This is a genomic window from Sphingomonas canaveralia, assembly GCF_047238125.1.
Lineage (GTDB): Bacteria > Pseudomonadota > Alphaproteobacteria > Sphingomonadales > Sphingomonadaceae > JBDFMH01.
Map to the genome: position 1 here is coordinate 423,338 of NZ_JBDFMH010000001.1, position 13,151 is coordinate 436,488.

Annotated in this window: 12 protein-coding genes; 8 read left to right on the plus strand and 4 right to left on the minus strand. The window is 65.8% G+C overall.

Features of this window, described 5'->3' with window-relative positions; genetic code table 11:
* Positions 1-40 precede the first annotated feature (40 nt).
* Positions 41-1,588 (plus strand): alkaline phosphatase D family protein, encoded by a 1,548-nt coding sequence (locus ABC347_RS02080; RefSeq protein ID WP_413244129.1) that lies wholly within the window; start codon positions 41-43, stop codon positions 1,586-1,588.
* Between the two features lie 76 nt (positions 1,589-1,664).
* On the opposite strand, the gene ABC347_RS02085 is transcribed toward ABC347_RS02080, so the two are convergent.
* Both ABC347_RS02085 and ABC347_RS02090 read right to left on the minus strand, forming a co-directional pair.
* The gene (locus tag ABC347_RS02085) at positions 1,665-2,219 is read right to left on the minus strand and encodes a hypothetical protein (RefSeq protein ID WP_413244130.1); all 555 of its coding nucleotides are present in this window, start codon (positions 2,217-2,219) and stop codon (positions 1,665-1,667) included.
* 5 nt (positions 2,220-2,224) lie between these two features.
* Positions 2,225-4,057 carry a gamma-glutamyltransferase family protein gene (locus tag ABC347_RS02090; protein ID WP_413244131.1) on the minus strand — a complete coding sequence of 611 codons (1,833 nt, stop codon included), beginning with the start codon at positions 4,055-4,057 and terminating at the stop codon, positions 2,225-2,227.
* Positions 4,058-4,346: 289 nt separating this feature from the next.
* On the opposite strand from ABC347_RS02090, the gene rpsM reads away from it, so the two are divergent.
* The 5 genes from rpsM to ABC347_RS02115 all read left to right on the plus strand — a co-directional run bounded on the left by rpsM (position 4,347) and on the right by ABC347_RS02115 (position 9,145).
* Entirely contained in the window at positions 4,347-4,715 is a 369-nt protein-coding gene (gene rpsM, locus ABC347_RS02095) for a 30S ribosomal protein S13 (RefSeq protein ID WP_413244133.1), read from the plus strand.
* 114 nt (positions 4,716-4,829) lie between these two features.
* Positions 4,830-5,219: a 30S ribosomal protein S11 gene (rpsK, locus tag ABC347_RS02100; RefSeq protein ID WP_107969344.1), complete on the plus strand. Its 390-nt coding sequence runs from the start codon at positions 4,830-4,832 to the stop codon at positions 5,217-5,219.
* Positions 5,220-5,306: 87 nt separating this feature from the next.
* Entirely contained in the window at positions 5,307-6,374 is a 1,068-nt protein-coding gene (locus ABC347_RS02105) for a DNA-directed RNA polymerase subunit alpha (RefSeq protein WP_413244134.1), read from the plus strand.
* Between the two features lie 116 nt (positions 6,375-6,490).
* Entirely contained in the window at positions 6,491-6,913 is a 423-nt protein-coding gene (rplQ, locus tag ABC347_RS02110) for a 50S ribosomal protein L17 (RefSeq protein ID WP_413244135.1), read from the plus strand.
* An 84-nt stretch (positions 6,914-6,997) separates the two neighbouring features.
* A complete protein-coding gene (locus tag ABC347_RS02115; protein WP_413244136.1) occupies positions 6,998-9,145 on the plus strand; it encodes a prolyl oligopeptidase family serine peptidase in 2,148 nt (715 codons plus the stop codon).
* 109 nt (positions 9,146-9,254) lie between these two features.
* On the opposite strand, the gene ABC347_RS02120 is transcribed toward ABC347_RS02115, so the two are convergent.
* Complete coding sequence (locus tag ABC347_RS02120) at positions 9,255-10,301, minus strand: methyl-accepting chemotaxis protein (protein WP_413244137.1); 1,047 nt, start codon at positions 10,299-10,301, stop codon at positions 9,255-9,257.
* Positions 10,302-10,447: 146 nt separating this feature from the next.
* Between ABC347_RS02120 and ABC347_RS02125 the strand changes: the two genes are divergently transcribed.
* Both ABC347_RS02125 and guaA read left to right on the plus strand, forming a co-directional pair.
* On the plus strand, positions 10,448-10,924 hold the full coding sequence (locus tag ABC347_RS02125) for a hypothetical protein (protein WP_413244138.1): 477 nt from the start codon (positions 10,448-10,450) through the stop codon (positions 10,922-10,924).
* A gap of 57 nt (positions 10,925-10,981) precedes the next feature.
* Complete coding sequence (gene guaA / locus ABC347_RS02130) at positions 10,982-12,541, plus strand: glutamine-hydrolyzing GMP synthase (RefSeq protein ID WP_413244139.1); 1,560 nt, start codon at positions 10,982-10,984, stop codon at positions 12,539-12,541.
* An 80-nt stretch (positions 12,542-12,621) separates the two neighbouring features.
* Here guaA and ABC347_RS02135 read toward each other — a convergent pair whose 3' ends face one another.
* Positions 12,622-13,071, minus strand: coding sequence for a hypothetical protein (locus tag ABC347_RS02135; protein ID WP_413244140.1), 450 nt, complete (start codon positions 13,069-13,071; stop codon positions 12,622-12,624).
* Between the last annotated feature and the right edge of the window lie 80 nt (positions 13,072-13,151).

Here is a 13,151-nt window from a genome sequence, read left to right on the forward strand (position 1 = left end):
GCGCTGTCTAGTCAGGGCCGTCGTCCAAGGGAGCATGTGAATGGAGTTCGATCGCAGGCAGTTCATCGGGGCGCTCGGCGCGGGCGCGCTCGGCGCGCCGGCGATCCTGCGCGCGCAGGCTGTGTTCCGGGACTATCCGTTCCGCCTGGGTGTCGCCGCCGGCGATCCTGCGCCCGATGGCTTCGTGATCTGGACGCGGCTCGCCCCCGATCCGCTCGAACAGCAGGGTGGCATGCCGATGGTGCCGGTCGAGGTGGAATGGGAAGTGGGGGCGGACAGCCGCTTCGCCACCATCGCGCAGGCCGGCAAGGCGATCGCACGACCCGAGCTTGGCCATGCTGTCCATGTCGAAGTCGGCGGGCTGCAGCCGGGCCGGCCCTATTGGTACCGCTTCCGGATCGGGCGCGAACGATCGATCGTCGGCACCGCGCGCACCGTGCCCCTGCAGGCGGCAAAGGTCCGGTTCGGCGTGGCCGGCTGCCAGGCCTATGAGGATGGCTTCTACACGGCCTATCGGCACATGGCGGCAGAGGCCGACCTCGATTTCGTCTATCATTATGGTGACTATATCTATGAGGGGCGGGCCCAGCCGGTCGCAATCGGCTATGACGGTCGGCTAAAGCCGTTCGTGCGCGAGGTGGTCGGCGGCGAGATCTATTCGCTCGACGATTATCGCCGCCGTTATGCGCAGGCCAAGCTGGATCCCGATCTGCAGGCCGCGCATGCCGCCGCCGCCTGGTTCGTCACGATGGACGATCACGAGATCGATAATAACTGGGTGCAGGATATCGACCAGGACGACACCCCGCGGGACATTTTCCGCTATCGCCGCGCCGCCGCCTGGCAGGCCTGGTACGAACATATGCCGGTCCGCCGTGCGAGCATGCCCAACGCCAGCGGCGTGCAGGTCTATCGCCGGCAGCGCTACGGCGATCTGCTGACCGCGCATTTCTGCGACACCCGCCAGTTTCGTAGCGATCAGCCCTGCGACGACGGCTTCAAGCCCGATTGCCCGGGCACCAGCGATCCCAAGGCGGTGGTGCTGGGGTCGCAGCAGGAGAAGTGGCTGGTGGATGGGCTGCGCGGAGCCGGCACGCGCTGGAATGCGGTCTGCCAGCAGATCATGATGATGCGGCTGGATCGCCGGACGGGCAAGGAACCCGTGCCGATCCGCAATATCGACAGTTGGGCCGCCTATCTCGCCCCGCGCGATCGGCTGCTTTCGTCGATGAAGGGCCTTGGCAACGTCGTGGTGCTGACCGGCGACGAGCATCAGAATTTCGCGGGCGAAGTGGCCCCTTCGGCCACGCCGGATCGGCCGGTCGCGGTCGAATTTGTTTCGACGTCGATCAGTTCGGGCGGCGATGGCGGCGACAAGCGCTACGGGACCGAGCAAATCATCGCCAACAGCCCCGAACTGAAATGGACCAACGACCAGCGCGGCTACCTGCTCTGCGACGTCGGCCGCGATCTTTGGAATACCCAGTATCGCGTGCTGGACAAGGTCAGCACACGCGACGGCCAGATCGCGACCCGCGCGACCGCGACGGTAGAGCGGGGGAAGGTGAAGGTGGAGGGGCTGGCCTGACCGAACCTATGGGGGGGCGCTGATTGACCTTCCCGCTGCTCATGTTGCCCGGAACGTCTCCCTTGTGACGCTGCGTTCAGCAGTGATGTGGCATTTGATACTGGCGTCGATAAGGCGAGAAGCCTTCGCCAAGGAGCGGGATGCATTCTACGGCATCTGGCACGAACGACTTGCCGGCTATCACGCCCACGAAGCGCCAGCGCTCGGACGCCGTGTCACGTTCCTTGAGCCGCTGTTCGTTCAACGCCACGGGACGGCCGATCGCGGGGAGGGCGAAAAAGGCGCTTTCGCCGCCCTGTTCAATCACGACGAGCTGATTCGAAGGCGTCAGATAGAGATTACTGCGCCGGCGATCGCTCGCCGCAAAAATCTCATCGGACGCGCGGCCGTATCGATTGAAGACATTTACGATCCATCGGCTGCCCTGCAGGTTCAGGTCCACGGTGACAAGAACATTGCCGTCGTCGAGCTCGACGACCGGGCTATTGGAGCAGCCGATAACAAGGAGGCTCGCCAAGGCATATCCGAAGCGGGCAGATACTGATCTCCGGCCCCGCATCTTTTTTTCGGCCTTAGCGGCCGATTTATCGGTCTCACTTACGACGGCTGATACCCGCAGCATATTTGACATGCTGCTCAATAAGCCAGCGCTACCCCATCCGCGCGCATGTCGGCGCTGGTCGCATAGACGCGCTCGCCCGGCTGGCGCATGCGTTCGACGCAGCTGTAGCGGCCGAAGCCGCCGTCCGACGCGCCGATCGTCCAGCCCATTTCTGCCAGCGCGGCCTTCGTGCGCGCCGGCACGCCGCTCTCGAGCCGCAGCAGGCCGGTCGCGGGTTCGTCGCCGGCATCCTCGCCCATCGTTTCGGACGATCCCTCGTGATGCCAGCGCGGCGCATCGCCCGCCGCCTGCACGTCCAGCCCGTAATCCACGCGGTCGAGGATGATCTGGGTCTGGCCCTGCGGCTGCATGTCGCCGCCCATCACGCCGAACGACAGCCAGGGCTGGCCGCCCGCGGTCGCGAAGCCGGGGATGATCGTCTGGAACGGGCGCTTGCCCGGCGCATAGAGGTTCGGGTGGCCGTCCTGCAGCGAGAAGAGCTGGCCGCGGTCCTGGAACATGAAGCCCAGCCCATCGGCCACCAGACCCGATCCCATGCCGCGGAAGTTGGACTGGATCAGCGAAACCATCATCCCGTCCTTGTCGGCGACCGAGAAATAGGTGGTGTCGCCGCGGCTTGGCGCGCGACCCGGCTTCACGTCGCGGTTGATGGCGTTCGGGCGGATCAGCGCGGCGCGCTGCTGCGCATAGTCCTTGGAGACCAGCCATTCGACCGGCACCTTCGCGAACTCCGGATCGGCATAATATCGGGCGCGATCCTCATAGGCGAGGCGCTTGGCTTCGGCCTGCAGGTGGATCGAGCGCGGGCTGAGGAAGCCTTCGTCGCCCATGTCGAACCGTTCCAGCATGTTCAGCATCTGCAGCGTGGCGACGCCTTGCGTGTTCTCCGCGATCGCATGGACGGTGACGCCGCGATAGGTCGTGCTGGCGGGATCGCTCCACTTTGCCTTGTGCGCCGCCAGATCCGCGCGGGTCAGCCAGCCGCCGATACGCTTGAAATAGCGCTCGATCGTATCCGCGATCGGCCCATCATAGAATGCGTCGCGGCCGTCGTCGGCGATCGTGGCGAGCGTCCGCGCCAGATCGGGATTGCGGAAAATTCGGCCTTCGCGCGGCTCCTCGCCATTCGGCATATAGGTGCGCAGCGCGTTCATGGTCTCTTCGATGCCGCGATCGGGGCGGCGGAAACCGCGAAGCGCCAGCACCATATATTCGGCCACCACCGGCGACAGCGGTACGCCTTCGGTGGCGTAGCCGATCGCAGCGGCGAACAACTCCTTCCACTTCAGCTTGCCGTGGCGCTGGTGCAGTGCCCACCAGCCGTCGACCGTGCCCGGCACCGACACGGTGACTGCGCCATAGGCGGGCAGAGTGCCTTTCGGCGCGCGCGCACGAACGGTGGCGAGCGACAGATTGCGCGGTGATCGGCCCGAGCTGGCCAGCCCTTCGACCTTGCCCGTCTTCGGATTCCAGACCAGCGCATAGAGATCGCCGCCGATGCCGTTGGCGGTCGGCTCGAGAAATCCGAGGCAGGCGTTGATTGCGATCGCGGCGTCGGCCGCCGACCCGCCCCGGCGCAATATGTCGAGCCCGGCCTGCGTGGCATAGGGGTGGGACGAGGCGGCCGCGCCGTTCGCGCCATAGACGGCGGATCGCGTGGCGAAGCTCGCGCCCGTCACCCGATCCCCGGCGCGCACGTCCGGCCGATCGACCCCGCCATAGATCGGTGCGCGCGCACGGGCGGAAGGGGCGGTGGCGGGGCCGACGCGCGGACGCGGCTGCGCCTCGGCGAGCGTGGCGGCGGCAGCGGCCGCGGGAACGGCGGCAAGAAAGGTGCGGCGATGCAAGGGCGGTCTCCGGATGTGGCCCACACCGTCTAGCCCACTCCGCCTCGCCTGCGAAGGCAGGTGCCGACGTCCACTTCGTTGCCCCCTGCCTGCGCAGGAGCGATGAGGGGAGGGGCGTCGCGACCCGACTCGCTTGACAGCTTGGCCCGCCGCCCGTAAGCCGCGCGCATCCCGAGACACCGGCCCCCGGCGGCGCAGCTTATGCGCGCGTCGGCTTTTCGTGGTTTCGGGTTCACGCGTCGAGATGAGACGGTCGCCAGCCGTCTCGTGGAGCAGGAGAAAGTCACACATGGCTCGTATCGCGGGTGTCAACATCCCGACCAACAAGCGCGTCGAAATCGCGCTGACCTATATCCACGGCATCGGTTCCGCCAAGGCCAAGGAAATCACCGCCAAGCTGGGCATCGAGCCGCAGCGTCGCGTCCAGGATCTGACGGACCAGGAAGTCCTCCATATCCGCGAGACGATCGATGCGGACTACACCGTGGAAGGCGATCTCCGCCGCCAGGTGGCGATGAACATCAAGCGGCTGATGGATCTGGCCTGCTATCGCGGCCTCCGCCATCGCAAGGGCCTGCCGGTCCGCGGCCAGCGCACGCATACCAATGCGCGCACCCGCAAGGGCAAGGCCAAGCCGATCGCCGGCAAGAAGAAGTAATCGGAGAGACGCCAGTCCGGGGGACTGGCGGCCCCGATTACTCCGCCGGACGGCGGCCCGCCACACGGCGATGGCCCAACCGGCGCTACAGCAAGACTAGGTCAGGACAGAAAAATGGCACGCGAACCCCAGCGCATCAAGCGGCGCGAGCGCAAGAACATCACCGCCGGCGTGGCGCATGTGAACGCCAGCTTCAACAATACCATGATCACCATCACCGATGCCCAGGGCAATGCGATCAGCTGGTCCTCGGCGGGGATGATGGGCTTCAAGGGCAGCCGCAAGTCGACGCCTTATGCCGCGCAGGTCGCGGCCGAGGATGCCGGCAAGAAGGCCGCCGAACATGGCGTCCGCACGCTCGAGGTCGAGGTCAAGGGCCCCGGTTCGGGTCGTGAATCGGCGCTCCGCGCGCTGCAGGCGGTCGGCTTCCACATCACCTCGATCCGCGACGTGACGCCGATCCCGCACAATGGCGTGCGCCCGTCCAAGCGTCGCCGCGTCTGATCCGGCCTGCGGGCGCCGCCCACCGGCGCCCGATTGTTTTCCCGGTGCCTGCGGACGCGCGGGCGCCCAACCCCCAAGGGGACCCAGATGGCTGTCAACGCAAAGAACTGGCAGGAAATGAAGAAGCCGAACGGCCTTGAGAAGAAGGCCGGCGGCGATGGCAAGCGCAAGGCGACCTTCGTCGCCGAGCCGCTGGAGCGTGGCTTCGGCCTCACGCTCGGCAACTCGCTGCGCCGCGTGCTGTTGTCCTCGCTGCAGGGCGCGGCCGTCACCTCGATCAAGATCGAGAATGTCCTTCACGAATTCTCGTCACTGGCGGGCGTCCGCGAGGACGTGACCGACATCGTGCTGAACGTGAAGCAGATCGCGCTCAAGATGCAGGGCGAAGGCCCGAAGCGCCTCCAGCTGGCCGCGACCGGCCCGGCTGAGGTGACTGCGGGCGACATCGCCGTCTCCGGCGATATCGAGGTGATGAACCCCGATCTGGTGATCTGCCATCTCGATGAGGGCGCGACGCTCAACATGGAGCTGACCGCCGACATCGGGAAGGGCTATGTCCCGGCGTCCGCCAACCGCCCGGCCGATGCGCCGATCGGCCTGATCCCGGTCGATGCGCTCTACTCGCCGGTCCGCCAGGTCGCCTACAAGGTGGAGAATACCCGCGTCGGCCAGGAACTGGACTATGACAAGCTGACGCTGACCGTCGAGACCGACGGCACCGTCACGCCGGACGATGCCGTCGCCTATGCGGCGCGCATCCTGCAGGACCAGCTCCAGCTGTTCGTCCACTTCGACGATGCGATGGTCCAGCCGTCGGCGCCGATCGGCCATGCGATCCCGTCGGGCGCGGGCCTGGGCGCGGAGCCGGAAGGCGACTCGAACCAGCTCAATCGCTACCTCCTCAAGAAGGTCGACGAGCTCGAGCTGTCGGTCCGCTCGGCAAACTGCCTCAAGAACGACAACATCATCTATATCGGTGATCTGGTCGGCAAGACCGAGGCGGAGATGCTGCGCACCCCGAACTTCGGCCGCAAGTCGCTGAACGAGATCAAGGAAGTGCTGGCCTCGATGGGTCTGCGGCTGGGCATGGAAATCCCCGGCTGGCCGCCTGAGAATATCGAGGAAATGGCCAAGAAGCTGGAACAGGAATTCTGATCGGCGCGGATGCCGCAAGGCATCCGCTCCAATCGGACGGGCGATTGGCGGTAGCCCTCAACACCGCCTGGCTTGGGGTACCTGATCCGGCCCCCTGACGAACGAAGGAAAGAGACATGCGCCATCGTGTAGGCGGTCGTAAGCTTCAGCGGACCTCGACCCACCGCCTTGCCCTGTTCCGCAACCAGTCGGCTGCGCTCATCAAGCATGAGCAGATCCTGACGACGGTCGCCAAGGCCAAGGAGCTGCGTCCCTATGTCGAAAAGCTGGTGACGCTGGCGAAGAAGGGCGGCCTCGCCAATCGCCGCCTGGCCCATTCGCGGCTGCTGGACGATACCCAGCTGGTGAAGCTGTTCGATGTGATCGCGTCGCGCTACGCGGATCGCAACGGCGGTTACACCCGCATCATCAAGGCGGGCATCCGCGCTTCGGACGCTGCGCCGATGGCGATCATCGAGTTCGTCGATCGCGACGTCTCCGCCAAGGGCCAGGACTCGGGCCCGGTGCAGAATGATGACGATCTGGACGAAGCCGCCTGATCGGGCGTTTCGCTTCATCGAAAGGTTGCGGGCAAGGCCGGGGACGCTAGTCTCCGGCCTTTCCTTTTTGCCTGAAGGATTTCGATGAGACTGCTGCTTGCCACCCTGATGCTGGGATCCGCGATGACCATGCCTGCCGCCGCCCAGACGATCGCCTATCCCAAGACCGAAGCCGGCGCCGTCGTCGACGATGCGTTCGGCCAGAGGGTGCCCGATCCCTATCGCTGGCTCGAGAATGACGTCCGCACCGATCCGAAGGTTCGCGCCTGGGTTACGGCAGAGAACCAGGTGACAGACGCCTATCTGGCGACGCTGCCCGGCCGTGCCGCGACCGAGGCGCGGCTGAAACAGCTGTGGAATTACGAACGGTTCGGCGTGCCGCGGAAGGCCGGCCAGGCCTATTTCTATACGCGCAACAGCGGCCTGCAGAACCAGTCCCCGCTCTATGTCCGCACCGGGCTGGGCGGCGCGGAAAAGCTGCTGATCGATCCCAATCTCTGGGCCAAGGATGGCGCGACTGCCTTGGGTGAATGGGAGCCGTCGCACGACGGTACGAAGCTTGCCTATGCGATCCAGGACGGCGGCAGCGACTGGCGCACCGTCAAGATCCTAGACGTCGCCAGCGGCCAGACCGCGGCAGACGAAATCAAGTGGGTCAAATTCTCCGGGCTCGCCTGGGCGAAGGACGGCTCGGGCATCTTCTATTCGCGCTTCGCCGAGCCTGCGGCCGGCGCGGAATATCAGTCGCTGAACGAGAATCAGCAGATTTACTTCCATAAGCTGGGCACGCCCCAGTCTGCCGATCGCCTGATCTATGCGACGCCCGATCGGCCGAAGCTGAACAATGCCGCGCAGGTCAGCGACGATGGCCGCTGGCTGGTGATCACCAGCAGCGAAGGCACCGACGATCGCTACGAGATCACGCTCGTCGATCTGTCCAAGCCGGACTGGAAGCCGTTCACGCTGATCAAGGGGCTGGAGAATAACTGGCAGCTGGTCGGCACGCAGGGCACGAGCCTGTGGTTCGTGACGAACAAGGGCGCTCCGCTCCAGCGGGTGGTGCGGCTCGATGCGGCCAACCCGTCCGCGCCGCCGCAGCAGATCGTCGCCGAAGCGAAGTCGACGATCGATTCGGCGACGATGGTGGGCGACAAGCTGGCGATCGCCTATCTGGTCGATGCCAAGTCGCAGGTGAAGCTCTACACGCCCGACGGTAAGGCCGCCGGTGAGATCGCGCTGCCCGGCATCGGCACGCTGGCGGGTTTTTCCGGCGAGGCGGGCGATCCGGAAGCGTTCTATGCCTTCACCAGCTTCAACGTGCCGACCAGCATCTATCGCTACGACTCGGCCAGCGGCCAAGCGACGCCGTTCGCGCTGCCCAAGGTGGCATTCCGGCCGGAAGACTATGAGGTCAGCCAGCGCTTCTTCGCCTCGAAGGATGGCACGAAGGTGCCGCTGTTCGTGGTGCACCGGAAGGGACTGGAACTGAAGGGCGGCGCGCCGACGCTGCTGTACGCCTATGGCGGGTTCAACATCTCGGTCACGCCCAGCTTCAGCCCGGCCAATCTGGCGTGGATGGAGATGGGTGGCGTGTTCGCGGTCGCCAACATTCGCGGCGGCGGCGAATATGGCAAGGCCTGGCACGATGGCGGGCGGCTGAACAACAAGCAGAATGTGTTCGATGATTTCATTGGCGCGGGCGAATATCTGATCCGCGAAGGCATCACGACCAAGGACAAGCTCGCGATCCGCGGCGGATCGAACGGCGGCCTGCTGGTCGGCGCGGTCGTCAATCAGCGGCCTGATCTGTTCGCCGCCGCGCTGCCCGCGGTCGGCGTGATGGACATGCTGCGCTTCGATCGCTTCACCGCCGGCCGCTACTGGGTCGACGATTATGGCTATCCGTCGCAGGAGGCGGACTGGAAGATCCTGCGCGCCTATTCGCCCTATCACAATATCCGCAGTGGGCAGGATTATCCGGCGATCATGGTGACGACCGCCGACACCGACGATCGCGTGGTGCCCGGTCACAGCTTCAAATATGCCGCCGCGCTGCAGGCCGCAAGGATCGGGGACAAGCCACACCTGATCCGCATCGAGACGCGCGCCGGCCACGGTTCCGGCAAGCCGACCGACAAGCAGATCGAGGAATATGCCGATATGTGGGCGTTCATCGGCAAATGGACCGGAATGGCGGCCCCAGCGGCAGGGGCTGCGGCTTCAGGAAACTGACCTACTCACGTTTGCGCCAAGCTTGTCGAAGTGCCGGTCCTCTCTCTGCGCGAGAAGGACGGGGCTTCGACATGGTGAGCGCCAACGGAGAAGGTAAGATCAGCTCCGCTCACGCCGCCTTGCGCGTTGTCGCCAACTGGGCACCGATTTCCTGCTCGGTCGGCATGCGCTGCTCGATCAGGCAGGCCAGCCCCAGCCCATCGAAGCCATGATAGGGCAGCGCACGCGCGTGGGCGGCGATCGCGTCGGGCCGGGTTTCCAGCCCGCGTGCGCCCTTGCCGATGGTCGCCAGCGTGCCGAACGGCGCGCCCCATGACGATGCGACGATGCGACCCATCTGATCGACGATGCTCACCCGGCTGCGGCCCTTGTCCGCCTCGCCGAACAGGTTGCGGTCCGAGATCTGGGCGGTGATGTGAGTCTCCCAGTCGAACTCGACATACATAACGCCCGCCGTGGTGCCGTCCGGCCCGCGGATCGCGCTGACCAGCACCAGCACGGCGCGGTCGTCCGACCAGGGGTTCAACCAGACCTCGTCGGTGAACCAGTCGCCTGCGTCGCGGCTGGCCATTGCGGTGGTGAATTGCGGCTGGCCGATCATGTTCGTCGAACAGACCCGCGCATGATCATTGGCGGACATCGCGACCCGGCCATCGGCGGCGGCGGCGAAGACGTTCAGATAATATGGCGAAAAGCGGCTCAGCGTGCGCATCCGCGCGGCGCCCGCCGCCAGCGCTTCGGGCGTCTGCGTGATCACGCCTGCGATCACCGCCGGATCGGTCGCCAGCATGCGCAGGTCGATGCTGCGCGCGAACAGATTGCGGCTGACCGTCTGGATCACGGTCTGCGCAAGCTCGACGAGCCGCGCGCCTTCGATCTCGGCCACCATCTCGTCGGCGATGCGCGCGCCCAGCGCCAGCCGGTCGAGCACATCGGCCCGGAACTTGACGGACGAGGTTCGCGCGAGCCCGGCCAGCGCCTTCACTTCCTGCGCCACCACTGCGAAGCCGCGCCCGGCCTCGCCGGATCGAGCGGCTTCAATTGTGGCGTTCAGCGCCAGCAGGTTGGTGCGCCCAGCGATGCGCTCGTTCTCGCCAGCGTAATGCTGGACTTCATCACGCAGGCTGGACAGCAGGGACCGGATACGACGCGGCATGGAAACACTCCGTGGATCAAGCAGTTGTATCGGCCACGTGGTAAACAAAGCCTTAGTCATTCGACGCGCAGTTCAGCGCGCGGTCAGCCGCTGGTAGTAAGGTCAGGCCAACCAATTCGACTGCGGCTGTGCCGCGAGGAGGACGCATGAGGATGACGATGATGCCGGCGGCGCTCGCCGCTTTGCTGCTCGCGACTGCCCCGGCGGCGTCGCAAAACCCAGGGGATGGGTCGCTCGGCCGCAGCGTGGCGCGGGCGCAGGATGCGCTGGAACGCGAAATGGCCGCGATGGCGATCACCGCTGGGCGGATCGCCGACGATGTCGGTCGCAAGATGGATCGTGAGATCGCAGGCTATCGCGGCGCGCGCACTGACGATCGGGGCGGCAGCCTGCCGCGCCCCGGCCGGGGCGACGAGGAGGATGCAGCCGCCGAGCGCTGCGCAGTGGCCGCCGAGGGGCTGGCACAGGGCGCGCGGGCGGACGTCACCTCGGTCGAGCCGGACGGGAGCGGCTGGCGCGTCGGCGGCGTGGTCGAACCGTCGCAGGATCGCGGCGCACGCGGCTTCATCTGCGGCACGCGGCTCGGCGAGGTCCAATATGTGCGGCTGAGCGACGAAGGCTGATCGATGATCGGCGGGCGCGGTGGACAGTCGCCGCCCGCCCGCCTATCGGCTGCGCGCATGACCCAGCCCAGCGATTGCATCCTGATCGTCGATTTCGGGAGCCAGGTGACCCAGCTGATCGCGCGCCGCGTACGCGAAGCCGGCGTCTATAGCGAGATCGCCCCGTTCAACGCCGCCGATGCCGCCTTCGATCGGCTGCGGCCGAAAGGCATCATCCTCTCTGGCGGCCCGGCTTCGGTGGTGGAGGAAGGCAGCCCGCGCGCGCCGCAGCGCTTCTTCGAGGCCGGTATCCCGATCCTCGGCATCTGCTATGGCCAGCAGACGATGTGCCAGCAGCTCGGCGGCCAGGTCGTCGATGGGCATGGCGAAGGCGAGTTCGGCCGCGCCTTCGTCGAGGTGACCGGGCGTTCGGCCCTGTTCGACGGGCTCTGGCAGGAAGGCGAGCGCCACCAGGTCTGGATGAGCCACGGCGACCGTGTCGATCGGCTGCCCGCCGGTTTCGCCCCCGTCGCCGTCTCCGATGGCGCGCCCTATGCCGTCACCTCCGATGAGGCACGGCGCTTCTACGGCGTGCAGTTCCATCCCGAAGTCGTCCACACGCCTGATGGCGGCCGGCTGATCGCCAATTTCGCGCGCCATGTCTGCGGGCTGACCGGCGACTGGACGATGGCCGAATTCCGCGCCGCCAAGATCGCCGACATCCGCGCGCAGGTCGGCAAGGGCCGCGTGATCTGCGGTCTGTCCGGCGGCGTCGATTCGGCGGTGGCGGCGGTGCTGATCCACGAGGCGATCGGCGATCAGCTGACCTGCGTCTTCGTCGATCACGGCCTGATGCGCGCCGGCGAGGCCGATCAGGTGGTGGGCCTGTTCCGCGAGCATTACGGCATCCCGCTCGTCCATGTGAATGCGGAGACGCTGTTCCTGTCGGGGCTGAAGGGCGTCACCGATCCCGAGGCCAAGCGCAAGTTCATCGGCAAGACCTTCATCGAGGTGTTCGAGGCCGAGGCCCGCAAGATCGGCGGCGCGGAATTCCTCGCGCAGGGCACGCTCTATCCGGACGTGATCGAAAGCGTCAGCTTCACCGGTGGCCCGTCCGTCACGATCAAGAGCCACCATAATGTCGGCGGCCTACCCGAGCGGATGAACATGAAGCTCGTCGAGCCGCTGCGCGAGCTGTTCAAGGACGAGGTCCGCGCGCTCGGCCGCGAACTGGGCCTGCCGGACGTGTTCGTCGGCCGCCACCCGTTCCCCGGCCCCGGCCTCGCGATCCGCATCCCCGGCGAGGTGACCAAGGAACGTTGCGATATCCTGCGCAAGGCCGATGCCGTCTATCTCGACGAGATCCGCCGCGCCGGGCTCTACGATGCGATCTGGCAGGCGTTCGCGGTGCTGCTCCCGGTCCGCACCGTCGGCGTGATGGGCGATTTCCGCACCTATGATTCGGTCTGCGCACTGCGCGCCGTCACTTCGACCGACGGCATGACCGCCGACGTGTTCCCGTTCGACGCCAGCTTTCTGTCCCGCGTCGCTACCCGCATCGTCAACGAGGTCCAGGGCATCAACCGCGTGACCTACGACTATACCTCGAAACCCCCCGGCACGATCGAGTGGGAATAGGCTCCGGAATGGGTTGGCAGGTCGAGGGAAGCGTGAGCTACGGGTGTCATACGCTGTCCGCTTTCGCCCAATTGCGGACCTTAGGGTTCAGCAAGGTAAGCGCGTTCGCCCTCCCGCTGCAAACTGTCCAGCGACTGGTCAGATCCGGGTTTGATGAGCGGCTCGGTGGGTTGGGTGTTGCCGACGCACCTTGGAATGCCATCAGCCTTTACAAATCTGAGAAGATTGTATCCGCCGAGTGAATGACGCCGGAGCCAAAAGCGCTTCGATCGAAGGCCATTTTGCAATTTGGTATGCTGCAAAGAAAGGGCCGTAACACGACCAGTAGTCGCAGGCCCGATTACGACCCGCGTCACATCAAGCTCAATAAACCACGGCCAAATCATGACGATGCTGCCATCATCGGTCTCGGGGAAGACGCTAGGTGTCTGTCGAAGAAGCCGAGCTTCGACAACGGCATCGTAGCAGTCAGGAGGCTTCAAAGCGCTCTCAGCGGCTACCGTCGATGAGAACATGGCAAGTTTCACCACGCAAAGCCGGATCGCATGTTGAACCCTCATGCGGCCAGCTTACCGCCTTCAATGTCCGCTTTCCACCAAACTCGGACATT

Bases quoted from the DNA above. Each gene is read 5' to 3' on its own strand.
- guaA (WP_413244139.1), top strand. From the start codon at position 10,982: ATGACCCAGCCCAGCGATTGCATCCTGATCGTCGATTTCGGGAGCCAG.
- ABC347_RS02080 (WP_413244129.1), top strand. From the start codon at position 41: ATGGAGTTCGATCGCAGGCAGTTCATCGGGGCGCTCGGCGCGGGCGCG.
- rplQ (WP_413244135.1), top strand. From the start codon at position 6,491: ATGCGCCATCGTGTAGGCGGTCGTAAGCTTCAGCGGACCTCGACCCAC.
- ABC347_RS02105 (WP_413244134.1), top strand. From the start codon at position 5,307: ATGGCTGTCAACGCAAAGAACTGGCAGGAAATGAAGAAGCCGAACGGC.
- rpsK (WP_107969344.1), top strand. From the start codon at position 4,830: ATGGCACGCGAACCCCAGCGCATCAAGCGGCGCGAGCGCAAGAACATC.
- rpsM (WP_413244133.1), top strand. From the start codon at position 4,347: ATGGCTCGTATCGCGGGTGTCAACATCCCGACCAACAAGCGCGTCGAA.
- ABC347_RS02125 (WP_413244138.1), top strand. From the start codon at position 10,448: ATGAGGATGACGATGATGCCGGCGGCGCTCGCCGCTTTGCTGCTCGCG.
- ABC347_RS02085 (WP_413244130.1), bottom strand. From the start codon at position 2,219: ATGTCAAATATGCTGCGGGTATCAGCCGTCGTAAGTGAGACCGATAAA.
- ABC347_RS02120 (WP_413244137.1), bottom strand. From the start codon at position 10,301: ATGCCGCGTCGTATCCGGTCCCTGCTGTCCAGCCTGCGTGATGAAGTC.
- ABC347_RS02115 (WP_413244136.1), top strand. From the start codon at position 6,998: ATGAGACTGCTGCTTGCCACCCTGATGCTGGGATCCGCGATGACCATG.